At 63.4% G+C, this 18,057-nt stretch carries 19 protein-coding genes; 2 read left to right on the top strand and 17 right to left on the bottom strand.

The window, feature by feature from the left end:
• Positions 1 to 19: 19 nt before the first annotated feature.
• The 16 genes from lepB to ACSUZJ_RS09735 all read right to left on the bottom strand — a co-directional run bounded on the left by lepB (position 20) and on the right by ACSUZJ_RS09735 (position 14,829).
• Positions 20 to 937 (bottom strand): signal peptidase I, encoded by a 918-nt coding sequence (lepB, locus tag ACSUZJ_RS09810; RefSeq protein ID WP_499415598.1) that lies wholly within the window; start codon positions 935 to 937, stop codon positions 20 to 22.
• A complete protein-coding gene (gene lepA, locus ACSUZJ_RS09805; RefSeq protein ID WP_499415596.1) occupies positions 934 to 2,727 on the bottom strand; it encodes a translation elongation factor 4 in 1,794 nt (597 codons plus the stop codon). The genes lepB and lepA overlap by 4 nt, the downstream gene beginning before the upstream one ends.
• Positions 2,728 to 3,277: 550 nt before the next feature.
• Positions 3,278 to 4,321: an IS110 family RNA-guided transposase gene (locus ACSUZJ_RS09800; protein WP_499408564.1), complete on the bottom strand. Its 1,044-nt coding sequence runs from the start codon at positions 4,319 to 4,321 to the stop codon at positions 3,278 to 3,280.
• A 340-nt stretch (positions 4,322 to 4,661) separates the two neighbouring features.
• On the bottom strand, positions 4,662 to 4,928 hold the full coding sequence (locus ACSUZJ_RS09795; protein WP_499416493.1) for a glutaredoxin family protein: 267 nt from the start codon (positions 4,926 to 4,928) through the stop codon (positions 4,662 to 4,664).
• A gap of 10 nt (positions 4,929 to 4,938) precedes the next feature.
• Positions 4,939 to 6,390 carry a DegQ family serine endoprotease gene (locus tag ACSUZJ_RS09790; protein ID WP_499415594.1) on the bottom strand — a complete coding sequence of 484 codons (1,452 nt, stop codon included), beginning with the start codon at positions 6,388 to 6,390 and terminating at the stop codon, positions 4,939 to 4,941.
• 174 nt (positions 6,391 to 6,564) lie between these two features.
• Positions 6,565 to 6,867, bottom strand: coding sequence for an RseA family anti-sigma factor (locus tag ACSUZJ_RS09785; RefSeq protein ID WP_499415592.1), 303 nt, complete (start codon positions 6,865 to 6,867; stop codon positions 6,565 to 6,567).
• 67 nt (positions 6,868 to 6,934) lie between these two features.
• The gene (rpoE, locus tag ACSUZJ_RS09780) at positions 6,935 to 7,537 is read right to left on the bottom strand and encodes an RNA polymerase sigma factor RpoE (protein WP_312551608.1); all 603 of its coding nucleotides are present in this window, start codon (positions 7,535 to 7,537) and stop codon (positions 6,935 to 6,937) included.
• A 182-nt stretch (positions 7,538 to 7,719) separates the two neighbouring features.
• Positions 7,720 to 8,211 carry a protein YgfX gene (locus ACSUZJ_RS09775; protein ID WP_499415590.1) on the bottom strand — a complete coding sequence of 164 codons (492 nt, stop codon included), beginning with the start codon at positions 8,209 to 8,211 and terminating at the stop codon, positions 7,720 to 7,722.
• Positions 8,212 to 8,303: 92 nt separating this feature from the next.
• Entirely contained in the window at positions 8,304 to 9,551 is a 1,248-nt protein-coding gene (gene fabF / locus ACSUZJ_RS09770; protein ID WP_499415588.1) for a beta-ketoacyl-ACP synthase II, read from the bottom strand.
• Positions 9,552 to 9,578: 27 nt separating this feature from the next.
• The gene (acpP, locus tag ACSUZJ_RS09765) at positions 9,579 to 9,818 is read right to left on the bottom strand and encodes an acyl carrier protein (RefSeq protein WP_020653257.1); all 240 of its coding nucleotides are present in this window, start codon (positions 9,816 to 9,818) and stop codon (positions 9,579 to 9,581) included.
• Between the two features lie 181 nt (positions 9,819 to 9,999).
• Positions 10,000 to 10,737: a 3-oxoacyl-ACP reductase FabG gene (gene fabG, locus ACSUZJ_RS09760; RefSeq protein ID WP_499415585.1), complete on the bottom strand. Its 738-nt coding sequence runs from the start codon at positions 10,735 to 10,737 to the stop codon at positions 10,000 to 10,002.
• Between the two features lie 32 nt (positions 10,738 to 10,769).
• Positions 10,770 to 11,708, bottom strand: a complete 939-nt coding sequence (gene fabD / locus ACSUZJ_RS09755; RefSeq protein WP_499415583.1) for an ACP S-malonyltransferase — start codon at positions 11,706 to 11,708, stop codon at positions 10,770 to 10,772.
• 33 nt (positions 11,709 to 11,741) lie between these two features.
• A complete protein-coding gene (locus ACSUZJ_RS09750; protein WP_499415581.1) occupies positions 11,742 to 12,731 on the bottom strand; it encodes a beta-ketoacyl-ACP synthase III in 990 nt (329 codons plus the stop codon).
• Between the two features lie 26 nt (positions 12,732 to 12,757).
• On the bottom strand, positions 12,758 to 13,783 hold the full coding sequence (plsX, locus tag ACSUZJ_RS09745; protein ID WP_499415579.1) for a phosphate acyltransferase PlsX: 1,026 nt from the start codon (positions 13,781 to 13,783) through the stop codon (positions 12,758 to 12,760).
• A gap of 191 nt (positions 13,784 to 13,974) precedes the next feature.
• The gene (gene rpmF / locus ACSUZJ_RS09740; RefSeq protein WP_028104096.1) at positions 13,975 to 14,157 is read right to left on the bottom strand and encodes a 50S ribosomal protein L32; all 183 of its coding nucleotides are present in this window, start codon (positions 14,155 to 14,157) and stop codon (positions 13,975 to 13,977) included.
• Between the two features lie 174 nt (positions 14,158 to 14,331).
• The gene (locus tag ACSUZJ_RS09735) at positions 14,332 to 14,829 is read right to left on the bottom strand and encodes a YceD family protein (RefSeq protein ID WP_499415577.1); all 498 of its coding nucleotides are present in this window, start codon (positions 14,827 to 14,829) and stop codon (positions 14,332 to 14,334) included.
• A 204-nt stretch (positions 14,830 to 15,033) separates the two neighbouring features.
• On the opposite strand from ACSUZJ_RS09735, the gene ACSUZJ_RS09730 reads away from it, so the two are divergent.
• On the top strand, positions 15,034 to 15,648 hold the full coding sequence (locus ACSUZJ_RS09730; protein WP_499415575.1) for a Maf-like protein: 615 nt from the start codon (positions 15,034 to 15,036) through the stop codon (positions 15,646 to 15,648).
• Between the two features lie 18 nt (positions 15,649 to 15,666).
• On the top strand, positions 15,667 to 16,416 hold the full coding sequence (locus ACSUZJ_RS09725) for an SAM-dependent methyltransferase (protein WP_499415573.1): 750 nt from the start codon (positions 15,667 to 15,669) through the stop codon (positions 16,414 to 16,416).
• A 249-nt stretch (positions 16,417 to 16,665) separates the two neighbouring features.
• Here ACSUZJ_RS09725 and ACSUZJ_RS09720 read toward each other — a convergent pair whose 3' ends face one another.
• Positions 16,666 to 17,937 carry an EAL and HDOD domain-containing protein gene (locus tag ACSUZJ_RS09720; protein ID WP_499415571.1) on the bottom strand — a complete coding sequence of 424 codons (1,272 nt, stop codon included), beginning with the start codon at positions 17,935 to 17,937 and terminating at the stop codon, positions 16,666 to 16,668.
• Positions 17,938 to 18,057: the final 120 nt, after the last annotated feature.

Below are 18,057 nucleotides of genomic sequence, written 5' to 3'. Positions count from 1 at the left end.
ACGCTTGCGAAAGCAGGCCTTACTTGATGCCGCCGATGCGCTTCGGATCACCGAAGTTCATCCACACCAGGAAGGCCTTGCCGACGATATTCTTGTCCGGCACAAAACCCCAGTAGCGGCTGTCCGCGCTGTTGTCGCGGTTGTCGCCCATCATGAAGTAGTTGCCTTCCGGTACGATACAGGTAAATTTGTCGTACGAATAGTCGCAGGCCTCGCGGTGCGGGAAGTTCTCCACGCCGTCCAGGTTGAACGAGCGCGCCGGCTCGGTGTTCAGGATGCGGTGCTCGCTGCCGGGCAGCTTTTCGATGAACTGCTTGTGGTACACCGGCCGCTCGTCGTCGAGGTAGTCGTCCAGCGGGGTGTATTCCACCGGCTTGCCGTTCACCGTCAGGCGCTTGTTCTCGTAGGTGATTTTATCACCGGGCACACCAATGACGCGCTTGATGTAATCCTGGCTCATGTCCTTCGGATACTTGAACACCATGACGTCGCCGCGCTGCGGGTCGTTCACCTCGATGATCTTCTTGTTGATGATCGGCAGGCGAATGCCATAGGTGTACTTGTTCACAAGGATGAGGTCGCCGACCAGCAGGGTCGGCACCATCGAGCTCGACGGGATCTTGAACGGCTCCCACAGGAAGGAACGCAGGATGAACACCAGCGCGATCACGGGGAAGAAGCTGCCCGAGTACTCGACCCAGGTCGGCTGGCGCAGGTGAGCCTGTTCGATCGCCGCGCGGTTGCCGTTGCTGTCGACCTTGATGCCTTCGGCCTGCAGCTTGGCGTTGCGGGCATCGTACTCGGCCAGGGCGGCGTCGGCCGCGGCGCGGCGCTTCCTGGCCAGCACGAAGGTGTCGAAACACCAGATGATGCCCGTGACCACCATGGCCACGAACAGGATGAGCGCGAAATTCCCCAGGATCGGTTGCAGGTTCATTTATCTTCCACTTGAAGGATGGCGAGGAAGGCTTCCTGTGGAATCTCCACCGAGCCAACCTGTTTCATGCGTTTCTTACCGGCTTTTTGTTTCTCAAGCAGTTTCTTCTTGCGGCTGATGTCGCCGCCGTAGCACTTGGCCAGGACGTTCTTGCGCATCGCCTTGACGTTTTCGCGCGAGATGATGGTCGCGCCGATCGCGGCCTGGATCGCCACGTCGAACATCTGGCGCGGGATCAGCTCGCGCATCTTGGCCGCCACCTGGCGTCCGCGGTATGGGGCATTGGCGCGGTGCACGATGATCGCCAGCGCGTCGACCTTCTCGCTGTTGATCAGCATGTCGACCTTGACCACGTCGGCGGCGCGGTTTTCCTTGAACTCGTAGTCCATCGAGGCATAGCCGCGCGAGGTCGACTTCAGGCGGTCGAAGAAGTCGAGCACGATCTCGGCCATCGGGATCTCGTAGACCAGCTTGACCTGGCGGCCATGGTAGGCCATGTCCATCTGGACGCCGCGCTTGCTGTTACACAACGTCATCACCGAGCCGACATATTCCTGCGGCATGTAGAGGTTCACGGTGACGATGGGCTCGCGGATCTCGTTGATCTTCGACGGTTCCGGCATCTTCGACGGGTTGTCGACACGAATCATGGTGCCATCGCGCATCTCGACCTCGTACACCACGGTCGGGGCCGTCGTGATCAGGTCCATGTCGAATTCGCGCTCCAGGCGCTCCTGCACGATTTCCATGTGCAGCAGGCCCAGGAAGCCGCAGCGGAAGCCGAAGCCCAGCGCCTGCGACACTTCCGGCTCGTACATCAGGGCGGCGTCGTTCAGCTTCAGCTTTTCCAGCGAGTCGCGCAGGGCGTCGTACTGGTTGGCCTCGACCGGGAACAGGCCGGCGAAGACCTGGGGCTGGACTTCCTTGAAGCCCGGCAGCGGCGCCGGCGCCGGCTTGTTCGCCAGGGTCACGGTGTCGCCCACCTTGGCGGCGGTCAGTTCCTTGATGCCGGCGATGATGAAACCCACCTGGCCCGCCGACAGTTCCGGCAGCGAGACCGAACGCGGCGTGAAGATGCCGATGTTCTCGACCAGCTGCTGGGAGCCGGTCGCCATCAACAGGATCTTGTCCTTCGGACGCAGGGTGCCGTTGACCACGCGCACCAGCATCACGACGCCGACATAGGGGTCGTACCAGGAGTCGACGATCAGGGCCTGCAGCGGCGCTTCCGGGTCGCCCTTGGGCGGCGGCACGCGCTTGATCAGGTCTTCGAGCACGTCTTCCACGCCCAGGCCGGTCTTGGCCGAGCAGGTCGTCGCTTCCGAGGCGTCGATGCCGATCACGTCCTCGATTTCCTTCTTGGCGTTCTCGGGATCGGCGTGCGGCAGGTCGATCTTGTTCAGGATCGGCACCACTTCCACGCCGAGGTCGAGCGCGGTGTAGCAGTTGGCCACCGTCTGGGCTTCCACGCCCTGGGAGGCGTCGACCACCAGCAGCGCGCCTTCGCAGGCCGACAGCGAGCGCGACACTTCATAGCTGAAGTCGACGTGCCCCGGGGTATCGATCAGGTTCAGGTTGTAGGTCTGGCCGTCGCGCGCCTTGTACTGCAGCGCAGCGGTCTGCGCCTTGATGGTAATGCCGCGCTCGCGCTCCAGGTCCATCGAGTCGAGCACCTGCGCGTCCATTTCGCGGTCCGACAGGCCACCGCACAACTGGATGATGCGGTCGGCCAGGGTCGATTTACCGTGGTCGATGTGGGCGATGATGGAGAAGTTACGTATGTTGTTCATTAACAAAGCTCAAAACCAAAAAGGGCGAGGCCGGTAGCCAGGTGGCGACCGGCGCCGCAAGATGCCTGCGCAATACAAAAAAAGCGCCCCATGCGGACTGGTCCGTCCCCAGGCGAGCGCCTTATCGCAACGTGAGAAGCTGATGTGCAGTCGACAGAAGCTTTTCCAAACCAGGCATTTTACCGGATTTCAGGGTAGAAATCCCGGTTTCTGAGGGAATCGGGGTGCCGGGCCGCGAGAATGGCCCGGCATCGCCGAAGTCGGCGGTGCAAACCGTATCTATGGACTCCACCCGATTTGCAAGAAGAAGATTGAATTTCTGCCGTTAGGAAGAGTTTGCTTGTATCTATTCGGCCTGTATGTTGAGCGTTTCCAGTGCTCTGGCCCTGATGTGATACGCGCGTCAGGATCCTCATAGGGTGACGGCCTTGATGGCCACTACAGTTTACGGATTCACCCGACGCCGGTCCAACCTGTTGGCATCATTCTTTCTTCTCGTCGCAAACTTGGCGGTTGCTCCTTGCTGTTGCTGAGTTAATCGACAGTCTTTTCAGGCCGGCCTGGGCGTGTCTTTCGACCAGGCCGGAACGTACGGGCGTCCATGCGCCATCAACGCCCAGATCACCCTGGCCATCTTGTTGGCCAGCGCAGTCGCGGCAACGTTGAAACTGCGCCGTTCTGCCAGCCTTGTTGCCCACTGCAGCAGCTTGTCGGGCTTGCCGCTTGCTGTTCTCAGTGCACTGCGCGCTCCGTGTATGAGCAGGGTGCGCAGATAGCTGTCGCCCCTGCAGGTAATGCCATACAGGCGCTGCTTGCCTCCACTGCTATGCTCGCGTGGCACGAGGCCTAAATTCGCTGCAAAGTCCCGCGCGCTCTTGTAGTGGCGCGGATCGGCGATGGTTGCCTGCACTGCCGTTGCCGTCAACGGCCCCACACCCGGCACCTCCATCAGTTTCTTCGCCAGTTCCGACTTGGCTGCCTGGTTCAAACGTCGGTCGTACGCCTGAATCCTCTCGTCCTTGTCGTCCAGCTGGGCCTTGAGCTCCCGGAACGTCTCCAGGGCCATACCAGACAAACCATTGTCCAGATCGTTCAGCCATGCTTTCAGTCCGTCGCGGAATCTTTCCACGCGCTTGGGAAACACCCGGCCATATTCCCCGGCAAACGCCCTGATCCTGTTGATCATCGCCACCCGTTCCGTCATCAGGGCGCTGCGAGCGCGGTGCAGCATCTGCAAATCTTGCTGTGCAGCCGTATTGATCGGCACATACTTGGTTGCCCCACGCGAGCGCGCCTCGGCAATTGCAGCAGCGTCGTTCATGTCGTTCTTGTTACCGGTGACATATGCCCTGACGTGTTGGGCCGCAATCAGTTTGGCGTCGTGTCCCATTTCGACGAGCTTGCGTGCCCAGTAATGCGAACCCGCGCACGCTTCGATACCAATCATCGCCGGAGCCATCTGCGCGAACTGCGCAAGCACCTGGTCTCGAGAAAGCTTACTCTTGAACACCCGTTTGCCGTTTCCATCGAGCCCGACCGCGAAGAACACGTCCTTCGCAATATCCAAACCAACTACTTTTGCGCTAGCATTCATGGTGACTCCCCCTCTTGTTTTAGCGTGCCAGCCCAATCTGGCACGCTTGGCACAATGATGCCGATATCAGGAGGGTGGAGTCCATCACATTAGGGTAGGCGCGGCCGGCGTAGGCACTCCGTGCCCACGCGAGAGGTGGCGATTTGCCGGATTTGGCGAAGGCCCAAACGGCAGCGTACTGGCGGCGGAGTTCCCGGCCCAGCCGCAGGCGCGTGACCGAGCAGCCAGCGCGTCGGGCCGCGCTCCTGCGCCGACCTCATGCAAACATTCGCGTGGGCACGGGGTGCCCACCCTACGGTCGCGGCCGCATGAGCTTGCACCCACATCGTGAACGCGTGCCTCACGCCCCCAGCGCCATCGGCTGGTAACGTTCCAGGTAGCGCCTGACCGCCGCTTCGTCGAGGAAGTAGTGGCAGAGCTCCGGATCGGCCAGGTCGCCATACAGCACCGGCACCAGCTCGTCGAAGCGCGCGACGAGCGCCGGGTCGGCATCGACATCGATGACCTCGATCTCGAACGGCCGCCCGGGCGTTTCCAGCGCGCGCAGCGCTGCCAGCATGTCTTCGCACAGGTGGCACCAGCTGCGCGAATAAAGCGTGAACTTGATCACTGCGGAGTCACCTGGTGGCCGCCGGCTTGATCACGAGGTACTGGGTGATGTTCTCGCGCCGCACCAGCACCGCCACGCTCTTCTTCGGATCGAGCTTGCCGGCCAGGGCGTTGAACTGGGCCGCGTCCTTGATCTCGACGTTGTTCATCTGCAGGATCAGGTCGCCCGCGCGCACGCCCGCCGTTGCCGCCCTGCCCTCGCTCGAGTCGACCAGCACCCCGCCCTCGATGCGCAGCGCGCGGCGCTGCTCGGGGGTCAGGTTCGACACATGCAGGCCGAGCGCGTTCGGCGCCGGGCCTGGAGCCGGCTTGTTCGACTGCGGCTTGTTGGCGGCGGTCTTCTCGTCCTCCAGTTCGACGATGGTGACCGGCACGTCGAGCTGGGCGCCGCGGCGCCAGACGGTGACGGTGGCCTTGGTGCCGACCTTGGTGGCGCCGACCAGGCGCGGCAGGTCGCGCGTGGTCTCGATCGGCTGGCCATTGAAGCGCAGGATGATGTCGCCGACCTTGATGCCGCCTTTTTCGGCGGGACCGCCCGGCTCGACCATCGACACCTCGGCGCCGCGCGCCTTGCCCAGGCCGAGCGACTCGGCGACGTCGCGCGTGACTTCGCTGATCTGCACGCCCAGGCGCCCGCGCGTGACGCGGCCGGTCTTCTTGAGCTGGTCGGCCACGCGCATCACTTCGTCGATCGGCACGGCGAAGGAAATGCCGTTGTAGGCGCCGGAGAGCGTGGCGATCTGCGAATTGATGCCGATGACTTCGCCGCGCATGTTGATCAGGGGGCCGCCCGAGTTGCCCGGGTTGACCGCAACGTCACTCTGGATCAGGGGCAGGTAGTCGCCGGTGTCGCGCGACTTGGCCGAGATGATGCCGGCAGTAACGGTATTGTCGAGGTTGAACGGGGAGCCGATCGCGATCACCCATTCGCCGACCCGGATCTTGCTCGAGTCGCCGGTACGCAGGTAAGGCAGGTTGGCGGCGGCCACCTTCAGCAGGGCGACGTCGGAGCGGCGGTCGGCGCCCAGCACCTTGGCCTTGAATTCGCGGCGGTCGGTCAGCGTGACCGTGACCTCGTCCGCCCCCTCCACCACGTGGGCGTTGGTCAGCACGTAGCCGTCGTCCGAAATGATGAAGCCGGAGCCGACGCCGCGCTCGACCTGCTCTTCCTGACCCTGCTGAGGGGAGCGGCGGCGCGGGATCGGCTGGCCGAAGAAGCGGCGCAGGAACTCCTGCATTTCCTCCTCGCCCGGACCACCCTGCCCCAGGCGCACACGCTCGGTGGTGCGGATGTTGACCACCGCCGGGCCGGCTTTTTCGATCAGGTCGGAAAAATCGGGCAGGCCGGTCACGACCGGAGTCGGCACGGGGGCGGCGGCATGGGCCGCGCCGGGAAGGGACAGACCGGCACACGCAACCAGCAGTGCCGACAGGACGACGCTCACAGTTTTGCTTGTCATGGGAATCAAGGGTCAGGTCAGGAATTGACGTTATGGTAAGCCAAAATCCTGGCCCTTGTCGCGCACCGGCGCGAATGTCGCTGGAAGAGGAAGCGGTTCGCGCTCACGGGCCGAGCGCGGCGCCGCGCGCGCCGTTCCGGACAGCGCATGCGGAACGGGAGGGACAATTGCGTGTCAGGGAGCCGGAGAGGAAGCCGCCAGCGCCATCGGCGCGGCCAGCTCGCCCTCGCCCGCCGTGCTGCGCCGAGGGTGCAGCGGCTCGGCCGCCAGGCGGGTGGCGAGCCGGGCGGAAAAGCCGCTCGAGAGCTGGGGCGTTTCTGCCGTGCGCAGCATATCGCCGATGAGGTGATACACTTCCCACGCGCAGCTACCGTCAGCCGTGCGCAAGGCCGCGCCGGCCAGCTCCAGATCGCCTATCGGCAAGGCGTCGTCGCACAGGGCGGAAATGTGTTCGCGGTTTTTTTTGTTGGTATCCATCGGTAGTTCCATCACGGTAGCCGTGTGATCAAAAAGTTGTGCAGGGTGTTGGTGCGATCATCGCTACCTACCGACGTTTGTCACCCGGAAAATCGAGCAATGGCTTCAATTTTTCGGCGATGACTTCGCGCGCCCGGAATATGCGGCTGCGCACCGTGCCGATCGGGCACGCCATCACTTCGGAGATTTCCTCGTAGCTCAAACCCTCAATTTCGCGTAGAACAATCGCTGTCCGCAATTCCAGCGGTAGCGCCTCCATCGCCGCATTGACCGTATAAGCGATCTGCTTGCTCGCCAACACCGATTCCGGTGTGTTAATGTCGCGCAAACTGTCCGCATCGTCAAACGCTTCAGCACGTTCCGTATCTGCCTCGGTCGAGGTCGGCGCGCGCCTGCCCTGTGTGACGAGAAAATTCTTTGCCGTGTTGATGCCTATTCGATACAGCCAGGTATAAAACGCCGACTCGCCGCGGAAATGCCGTAATGCGCGAAACGCCTTGATGAACGTTTCCTGCACCACGTCTTCAGCTTCGGCAGGGTCGTGCACGAGGCGCGACACCAGCCGCATCAGCCGACGCTGATACTTCGCCACCAACAGATCGAACGCCTGCCGGTCACCGGCCTGGACGCGTTCGACCAGCAGTTGATCACCCTCGCGTTCTGTCGTCACTGACCGTGTCCCATAGACTGCGGCAAGCCGAGGAATCGCAATAAACCTACTGCGCGTCGAATTGCCGATCTGCGGTGCTCGCTGTACGTGCGTACAGCTGCGCTCCTCAATCAGCACTTCTTCCGCTCGCTACGGTTTCTTGCGATCCCTCTCATTCTAAGAGTTGGCCGGCTGCAATAAGTTCAAAGTATTTCGGAGGCGCTTTCCGGTGTAACAGTTCGCCCACACAAGGTGCCGAACGCGACCCGCAAAGCGCGATATTCCTCGGGAGCCAGGCTGTCGCGCAGTACCGGCACGACCCATTGCCTGCCGCCCGCATCGCCCAGCCGTAACAGCATCAGTTGCGGCCAGAACAGGCTTCCAGGCAACAGCGTCACGGCGGCGGCAGCGTCGACTGCAGTGCCGGCTCCCACCTTCTGTTGTACCGTCAGCCGCACCGCGCCGGTTCCAGATACATCAATCTGGTGCGTCTTTGTCAGGCTGGCGCATCCGTGCAACAAATATGCCGCTGCGAGCAGGAAAAAGAGTGCACAGGGGAAGGCAAAAGCGAGGCGCTCCGGCGCCACGCCGGCGATGACGACGGCGGCGGCGAGATGGACGAGCGCAGCCACACCGAGCGCGAAACGCAGGCGGCGCGAGGGTGCAACGAGCGCGCTGGTGGCGATCGGAGTCATGCGGGAGGGAGGTGATGCGGAACGCCTGCCGCGCGCGGGGTGCGGCAGGGTCAGGCGCCCGGTTCTGTTAGACAGAGCCGGGCGGGACAGGTTCAAACTTTACCGAAGATCAGGGTACCGTTGGTACCGCCGAAACCGAAGTTGTTCTTCACGGCGTAGTTGATCGTCATGTCGCGCGCGGTGTTGGCGACGAAGTCGAGATCGCAGGCCGGATCCTGGTTGAAGAGGTTGATGGTCGGTGGCGAGACCTGGTTGTGGATCGCCAGCACCGTGAACACCGATTCCAGGCCGCCGGCGCCGCCCAGCAGGTGGCCGGTCATCGACTTGGTCGAGTTGACCACCAGCTTCCTGGCGTGATCACCGAAGGTGCGCTTGATGCCCTGCACTTCGGCCAGGTCGCCCAGCGGCGTCGAGGTGCCGTGCGCGTTGATGTAATCCACCTGGTCGGCGTTCAGGCCGGCGTTGGCCAGTGCCGAGACCATGCAGCGGCTCGCGCCACTGCCGTCCTCGACCGGCGCGGTGATGTGGTTCGCATCCGCGCTCATGCCGAAGCCGAGCAGCTCGGCGTAGATCTTCGCGCCGCGCGCCTTGGCGTGCTCGTATTCTTCCAGCACCAGGACGCCTGCGCCCTCGCCCAGCACGAAGCCGTCGCGGTCGCGGTCCCAGGGACGCGAAGCCGTGGCCGGATCGTCGTTGCGCGACGACAGTGCGCGTGCCGAGGCGAAACCGCCCAGGCCCAGCGGCGAGATGGTCGACTCGGCGCCGCCGGCGATCATCACGTCGGCATCGCCATACTCGATCAGGCGGCCGGCCGCGCCGATGCAGTGCAGGCCCGTGGTGCAGGCGGTCACGATGGCCAGATTCGGCCCGCGCAACCCGAATTTGATCGAGAGGTCGCCCGAGATCATGTTGATGATCGATGCCGGCACGAAGAACGGCGAGATGCGGCGCGGACCGCGGCCGTCATACTCTTCCTTGGTCGCTTCGATCATCGGCAGGCCGCCGATGCCCGACCCGACGAGCGCGCCGATGCGGTCGGCGTTTTCCTCGGTGACCTGAAGACCCGAATCCTGCAGGGCCTGAATGCCGGCGGCCATGCCGTAATGGATGAAGGTATCCATGTGACGGCCTTCCTTGCCCGGCAGGTAGTCTTCGACGTTGAAGTTCTTCACTTCACCCGCAAAACGGGTCGAAAACGGCTCGGCATTGAACTTGGTGATGTTGGCAATGCCTGACTTGCCTGCCAGCGCCGCGCTCCACGCTTCGGCAACGGTGTTGCCGATGGGTGAAACGCAGCCCAGGCCGGTAATGACGACGCGGCGGTTGCGTGAACGACTCAAGCGATTCTCCCGAAAATCTAAAACAGCTTAGGCCTTGACGTGCGCGGTTGCGTAGTCGATAGCTTGCTTGACGGTGGTGATCTTCTCAGCCTGCTCGTCAGGGATTTCCATTTCGAACTCGTCTTCCAGGGCCATCACCAGTTCAACGGTGTCCAGGGAATCAGCGCCGAGGTCGTCAACGAACGAGGACTCGATTTTGATGTCGGCTTCTGCAACACCCAGTTGCTCAGCGACGATTTTTTTAACGCGTTGTTCGATATCCGACATGTTATGGCTCCATTAGGTATGTGTTGCGGAAAGTGCGCGCATTTTATCAGGTTTGCGCGCCGAAAAACTATTTTCGGCGTCTGACGCTATTTCAGCCGAAACTCCTGCTAAAAGATGAGAATTCGCCGGGATTCGGAAGGGCGAAAACTGCATACGTACCCTGCTCCCGGGACTTTCCGCATCAATTCATGTACATGCCGCCGTTCACGTGCAGCTCGGTGCCGGTGATGTAGGCGGCGGTCGGACCGGCCAGGAAGGCCACCGCGTGGGCGATGTCTTCCGGCTGGCCCAGGCGGCCCAGCGGGATCTGCGTCAGCAGCGCTTCGTGCTGGCCTTCGCCCAGGGCCTTGGTCATGTCGGTGTCGATGAAGCCCGGCGCCACGCAGTTGACGGTGATGTTGCGGCTGCCGATCTCGCGCGCCAGGGCGCGGGTCATGCCGGCCACGCCGGCCTTGGCGGCGGCGTAGTTCATCTGGCCCGGGTTGCCCGAGGCGCCCACCACCGAGGTGATGTTGATGATGCGACCGTGCCGGGCCTTCATCATGCCGCGCAGTACCAGGCGCGACAGGCGGCCGACGGCGGTCAGGTTGGTGGTGATGACGCTGTCCCACTCTTCGTCCTTCATGCGCATGGCCAGGTTGTCCTGGGTGATGCCGGCATTGTTCACGAGGATGGACAGGCTGCCGAAAGTCTTTTGCACTTCGTCAACGACGGCGCCGCAGCGCTCGGCGTCGGTGACGTTCAGGACCACGCCCTTGCCGCCGAATTCGGCCAGGTAAGCGGTAATCGCTTCGGCGCCGGCTTCGCTGGTGGCGGTGCCGACGACTTTCGCGCCCTGGCGGGCCAGCTCGAGGGCGATGGCCTTGCCGATGCCGCGCGATGCGCCGGTGACGAGGGCGACTTGGTTCTGCAGATTCATCTAATTGTTGTCCTTATCTAGTGCGAATTAATTCAGGCGCTCTTGACGGCTTCCAGCACGCGCTCGAGCGCGGCCTGGTCGACCAGGGCCTCGCCGACCAGCACCGGGTCGATGCGCTTGGCCATGCCGATCAGGGTCTTGCTCGGGGCGCATTCGATGACCTGGGTGACGCCGCTGGCGGCCATCTTCTGCATGGTCTCGACCCAGCGCACCGGGCCGGCGGCCTGGCGCACCAGGGCGTCCTTGATTGCTTCCGGATCGTTCAGGATAGCGACATCGACGTTGTTGATCAAATCGATACGTGGCGCATTGAAAGTGAGCTTGGCCATGTAGTCGCGCAGGCGGTCCGACGCCGGCTTCAGCAGCGACGAGTGGAACGGCGCCGACACCGCCAGCTTCATGGCGCGCTTGGCGCCCTTGGCCTTGGCGATCTCGCAGGCGCGGTCGATGGCGGCCGTGTGGCCGGCGATCACGATCTGGGTCGGCTCGTTGAAGTTCACGGCTTCGACTACTTCGCCCTGGGCAGCCTCGCTGCAGACAGCGCGCACGTCGTCGGCGTTCAGGCCCAGCACGACGGCCATGCCGCCCTGTCCGACCGGCACCGCTTCCTGCATCGACTGGGCGCGGAAGCGCACCAGCGGGACCGCATCCTTGAAGTCGATCACGCCGGCGGCGACCAGGGCCGAGTATTCGCCCAGGCTGTGACCGGCCACGACGGCGGGTTGAGGACCGCCGGCGGCGATCCAGGCGCGGTAGACGGCGACGGCCGCGGTCAGCATGACCGGCTGGGTGTTGGTGGTGAGGTCGAGTTCTTCCTTCGGGCCTTCGGCGATCAGTTTGCCGATGTCCATGCCGAGCGCCTCGGAGGCTTCGGCCACGGTTTGCTCGACCACTGGATTGCCGGCGAAGCCGTTCAGCATGCCGACCGCTTGCGCGCCCTGGCCGGTGAACAGGAATGCGAATTTGCTCATCTTCTTCTAGTCCTTTTCGTATTACATACGGAATTACATGCGGGCGAGGATCGCGCCCCAGGTGAAGCCGCCGCCGACGCCTTCCATCAGGATGTTGTGACCCGGCTTGATACGGCCGTCGCGCACGGCGATGTCGAGCGCCAGCGGAATCGAGGCGGCCGAGGTGTTGCCGTGTTCGTCGACGGTGACGACCATGCGCTCGATCGGCAGGCCGAGTTTCTTGGCGGTGCTCCTCATGATGCGGATGTTGGCCTGGTGCGGGATCAGCCAGTCGACATCCGACGCCTGCATGCGCGCCGCGTCCAGCACTTCGCTGGCCACTTCTTCCAGCACGGTCACGGCCAGCTTGAACACGGCCTGGCCATCCATGTGCAGGAAGCCGCCGTTGGCCGCCGTCGGGCCGCCCTCGGGGACGCCCTTGACCGCCAGGATGTCGGCATGGGTGCCGTCGGCGTGCAGCCTGGCGGCGAGGATGCCCGGCTCTTCCGAGGCGGTCACGACCACCGCGCCGGCGCCGTCGCCGAACAGCACGCAGGTAGTGCGGTCCTCGAAATTCAGGATGCGCGAAAACACTTCGGCGCCGACCACCAGCACGGTCTTGTGCATGCCGGACTTGATGAAGGCGTCGGCGGTCGACAGGGCGTAGACGAAGCCGCTGCAGACGGCCTGCACGTCGAAGGCCGCGCTGTGGTTGCCCATGCCGAGCTTGCGCTGGACAATGCAGGCGGTGCTCGGGAAGCTGCCCGGGAAGTCCGGGGTGGAGCTGGCCACGATCACCATGTCGATGTCCATCGGCGTCTTGCCGGCCATCTCGAGGGCGCGACGGGCCGCCTCGACGGCGAGGTCCGAGGCCTTCTGCTCGGGTTCGGCATAGTGGCGCGCGGAGATGCCGCTGCGCGAACTGATCCACTCGTCCGAGGTCTCGATGCCCTTGGTGGCCAGTTGCGCCGCCAGCTCGTCGTTGGTGACCCTGCGCGCCGGCAGGTAGCTGCCGGTGCCGATGATTTTGCTGTACACAGTCATTGTGTCTCCACCCTTGTTCCGTGAAATCAAACCTGGCGCGAGGCGTCAGGCGTGTCTGGCATCAGTTCGGCTATCATCGCCGACAATTGCTCTTGCACATTATATTTCGCCGCGTCGTAGGCGCGCTTGATCGCCCACTCGAAGGCATACGCATTCGCGCCGCCGTGGCTCTTGAACACCAGGCCCTTCAGGCCGAGCAGGCTGGCGCCGTTGTAGCGCTCCGGGTTGAGCTTCTTCAAGGCGCCGCGCGCAAGCACCGCACCCATCATCGACAGCACGTTCTGCTTGAAGACGGACTTGACGAAGCGCGACAGGCCCTCGACCGCCTTCAGGGTGACGTTGCCGACGAAACCGTCGCAGACGACGACGTCGGTCGTACCCTTGAAGATGTCGTTGCCTTCGACGTTGCCGTAGAAGTTGAGTGCACCGCGCTCGTGGTCGGCGCGCAGCAGGGTGGCGGTGTTCTTCACCACTTCGTTGCCCTTGATCTCCTCGGTGCCGACGTTGAGCAGGCCGATGGTCGGGCGCTTCACGCCTTCCATGGCCGAGAACAGGACCGAGCCCATGATGGCGAACTGGTGCAGGTGGTGCGGCTCGCAGTCGACGTTGGCGCCGAGGTCGAGCATGTAGGTCGGGCCGTTCTTCTGGTTCGGCAGGATCGAGCAGATCGCCGGACGGTCGACGCCGGCCATGGTCTTCAGGACATAGCGCGAGACGGCCATCAGCGCGCCGGTGTTGCCGGCCGAGACGCAGGCATTCGCCGTGCCGTCCTTGACCAGCTCGACCGCGACGCGCATCGAGGAATCCTTCTTGCGACGCAGCGCCACCTCGACCGGATCGCCCATCGCCACCACTTCGGAAGCGTTCTTGACCGTCAGGCGCGCATTGGCGTCGGCATTGTGTTTTTTCAGTTCCGCGCGCAGCACGTCTTCGAGGCCGACCAGGACCAGTTCGGCGTCGGGCTGCTGTTTCAGGAACGACAGGGCTGCAGGGATCGTAACGGAAGGACCGTGGTCTCCGCCCATGCAGTCGATGGAAATTTTAATTGTCATTTTGGAGGTACGAACCGCGGCTCACAGGGGGCGGGCGGCAGGATGCATGTGCTCGCCGGCAGGACGCCAGCCCGAGACGGCAACCGTGGAAATGACGGTGCGGATGATGCGGCCGGGGATAAAGAAAAAGCGGCGCCACGCACTTGAGATACGTTGCACCGCTTTCATGGTACAGAAAAGCAAGACGGCGATTACTCGTCGTTCTTGGTCTTCAGGACTTTGCGACCACGGTAGAAGCCGTTCGGGCTGATGTGGTGACGCAGGTGGGTTTCACCGGTGGTCGGCTCGACTGCCAGGTTAGGGGCAACCAGGAAATCGTGCGAACGGTGCATACCGCGCTTCGATGGGGACTTCTTATTCTGCTGAACTGCCATGATGACTCCTAATACTAAAGTTCTAAAATTCTAACACATTCGATTTGCAAAAACATGCGCATCGAGTATCCCACCGGCAATCCTTCGATTGCCGACTCTGTATGAAACGCTGCCCTGACATACTCGACTGTGCACGCGTTTGACACGTTCTGACGTACTACAACTGCTTACTACTTATTCGGATTTCAGGTTTTTCAAGCCGGCGAAGGGCGAGACCTTTTCGGACTTGAGCGTGTCCAGCAGACTGGTGTCTGGGCACTGCTCGTGTTTCGGCGCCTGCGGCAGGGCCAGCAGGGCTTCGTCTTCCAGCAGCTGGCGGATGTCGCATTCGCGGCTGCCGACGATCACGTCGATGCTCTCATCGTCGAGGATTTCCTCGATCTGGTCGGCTTCCTCGTCGTCGCGGCCCAGCACCAGCTGGGTGGACGAATCGATGCGGTAGCCGAACGGGGTCAGGCAACGCTGGCACACCAGCTGGACGGGACCCGATACGGACAGGGTCATCGTCGGATAGCCCTGCGGGGTAGTGCCGCCCTGGATAGCCCAGGCGATCTCGCCGCTGGCGTCGGCGCAGTCGGCGGCCAGACGCGTCATTTCCGCAACCGGCGTCACCCCTTCGCGATAGCCATTGTTGCGGCAGAATTCAAAGGCGTCGATGACAAAAGCGCTCATTGCAGAAAACGTCCCCGGAAAACCTGCGATAATAACAGGCTTGTCCCCGCGCAGTCAAAGACTTACGCGATTTTTTGGCGCTTGCGCCCTCGCCTGTTGCCGATGCGCCCACCAGCCTGGTCTGGCGCACCGTGATTCATAAGCTTGGCTTGCCGGGACACGCTATCTATCTGTTTTACTTATGAATCCTCGACCCAGGCCGACATGATACCAAGTTCCGTCCCGCCGCGCCTCATCCTCGCGTCCAGCTCCGCCTACCGCCGCGACCTGTTGTCGCGCCTGCACCTGCATTTCGAGGCGATCGCGCCCCACGTCGACGAGACGCCGCTGACTGGCGAGGCGCCCGAGGCGACGGCGCTGCGCCTGGCGCGCGCCAAGGCCCAGGCCGTGGCCATCCTGCAGCCGGGCGCACTCGTGATCGGCTCGGACCAGGTCGCCACGCTCGACGGCGAGCAGATCGGCAAGCCCGGCAACCACGCCAACGCCCTGGCCCAGCTGCAGAAGATGCGCGGGCGCGAAGTGGTGTTCCATACCGCGCTGTGCCTGTGGGACGGCCGCGTCGCCGATCCCGCGCAGGCGGCGCAAGTCGAGAATGTGCAGGTCTTCGTGCGTTTCCGCGACCTGCCGGACGCCGAGCTCGACGCCTACCTGCGCATCGAGCAGCCCTACGATTGCGCCGGCAGCGCCAAGAACGAGGGGCTGGGCATCGCCCTGCTCGAACGCATCGACTCCAGCGACCCGACCGCCCTCACCGGCCTGCCCCTGATCGCCCTGACAGGCATGCTGCGCCGTGCAGGCATGCCCTTCTTCGGCATTTAACCCCTTGTTTTCGAGAATATGCCCGGTACCCTCTTCCTGATCCCGAACACCCTCGGCCCCACCGACGCCCAGCCCGGCGCCCTGAACCACGTCCTGCCCGGCCAGGTCCAGGCCCTCACTTCGCAGCTCGGCTATTTCGTGGCCGAGAACGCCAAGACCGCGCGCGCCTTCCTCAAGCTGGTCGCGATCGACCATCCGCTCGCGCGCCCGCTGCAGGAAATCCGCATTGCCGAGCTGAACGTGAACACCCCGCCCGCCGCCCTCTCCGCCCTGCTCGAGCCCCTGCTGGCCGGCGAAGACGCCGGCCTGGTATCGGAAGCCGGGGTGCCGGCGGTGGCCGATCCCGGCGCCGACCTGGTGCGCCTGGCGCACCAGCACGGCATCGCGGTGCGCCCGCTGGTCGGCCCCTCTTCCCTGCTGCTGGCCGTGATGGCGAGCGGCCTGAACGGCCAGAGCTTCGCCTTCAATGGCTATCTGCCAACCGACGCCGCGGCGCGCGCCAAGCGCATCCGCGAACTGGAAGCGCGCTCGCGGGGCGAAAAACAGACGCAACTGCTGATCGAGACGCCGTACCGCAACGGGCAGATGCTGGAAGCCCTGGTCGCCACGCTGCAGCCGGGCACGCTGGTGTGCGTGGCAACCGACCTGTCGCTGCCAACCGAGTCGGTGCGCACCTTGACGGCGGCGAAGTGGAAGGCACAACTAGCGGCGGGCAAGGCGCCGGAGTTTCACAAGAAGCCGACGGTGTTCCTGTTCCTGGGGCAGTAAGAAAAAACGCGGCTTCCACCGGTTTTCGTAGGGTGGGCACCTGTGCCCACGCGGGATCATCACCAATTCAGAGTCGGCGGCCACGAAGCCGTTGACGGAAGCAATTCATCGATGCGTTAGCAAAGCGCATAATCCGTACCGCGTGGGTACAAGTACCCACCCTACGAAAACACAAGGGCTCCGATGGATTTCACCGGAGATCAGGCGATGATACCGCGTGGACACAGGTGTCCACCCTACAGCCCCCCCTCAAGCGGCTTCGTAGGCCAGCCCACGCACCCAGTCGAACGCCTCCAGCTCGATCTCGCGCACCTGCTTCGAGGTCAGCCCCAGCCGGCGCAGCGCGGCCGTGAACTGCCTGCCGGTATCGGCCTTCTCGAGCCGCTCGACCACGTCGAGCATCGCCCCGAAGGTCCCCTCGCGGTGCAGCAGCGCGGCGCGCACGTCGTCGGCCAGCTCGACGTTGTCGAGGATGTCGGCCATCGGCATCGAGAACAGGGCGTCGGCCAGCGACATGATCCCCACCGTGAAGGCGCGCTCGGCGCAGACCACATTGTCCGGGTGCACATGCAGCGACATCAGCTCGAGCAGCTTGCCGCGCGTGGTCGCCAGTTGCAGCAAGGGCGAATTGAGTTCGACCGGCGAGCCCGGCGTGGTGTAGAGCAGGATCTGCAGCCAGCGCCGCAGCTGCTTGCGGCCCAGCTTGGTCACGGCCTCGCTGACCGATTCGATGCGCCGCCCGCTGCCGGCTGCCCGGCTGTTCACCAGGCGCAGCAGGTTCAGGCTGGTCAGGGCGTCGCGCTTGACCGCCGTCTCGATGGCCGCCGCATCGGCATCGGCATTGAGCAGCTCCAGCAGGTGCAGGATCACCATTTCCGAAGGCGCGATCTTGCGGCCGCTGAGGATGACCGGACGGGCAAAATAATAGCCCTGGAAGTACTCGAAGCCGAGTTGCAGGCAGAGCTTGAATTCCTCGACCGTTTCGACCTTTTCCGCCAACAGCTTCTTGTTGGCCGCACGCAGCGAGGCCGCCAGCGGGGCCAGCGCCTGGCCGTGCACGCCCTTGAGATCGATCTTCACCACGTCGACCAGGCTGAGCAGCTTGTCGACCTCCTCGGTGTGGTCGACCACATCGTCGAGGGCGAACTTGAAGCCGAGTTCCTTCAGCTCGGCCACGCGGGCCAACAACTGTTCTGTCGGCTTGACGGTTTCCAGGATTTCGAGGATAACCTTACGAGGCGGCAGAAAACGGACGAAATCGCTCATCAGCACGACTTCGTCGACATTGACAAAAGCTAGCTGCTCGCCCACCACTTGTTCCAGGCCAAGTTGCGATGCATGGGAAATGACGGCCGCGGTCGCGGCGGCGCCGTCGGTCAGGCGAGCGTCCTCATGCTCGCCCGCGGCGCGAAACAGCAACTCGAAGGCAACCAGATGCTGGTCGCGCCCGAGGATGGGCTGGCGCGCCAGGAAAAATTCGTCAGACGGCATGGATGAAACTGCCGTTGCTTCGGCATGCATGTAACACTCCTGGAAACTTTTGCTGCGCGGCAGGCACGGCAAAGGGTGCGCACGTGCGCATACCCTCGCCGAATATACTACATAACGCGAATCTTTACATTTTTACATCGAAACGCGCGC

Source organism: Telluria sp. B2, assembly GCF_051789535.1.
GTDB lineage: Bacteria > Pseudomonadota > Gammaproteobacteria > Burkholderiales > Burkholderiaceae_D > Telluria.
This window is presented reverse-complemented; position numbering and strand designations above follow the sequence as displayed.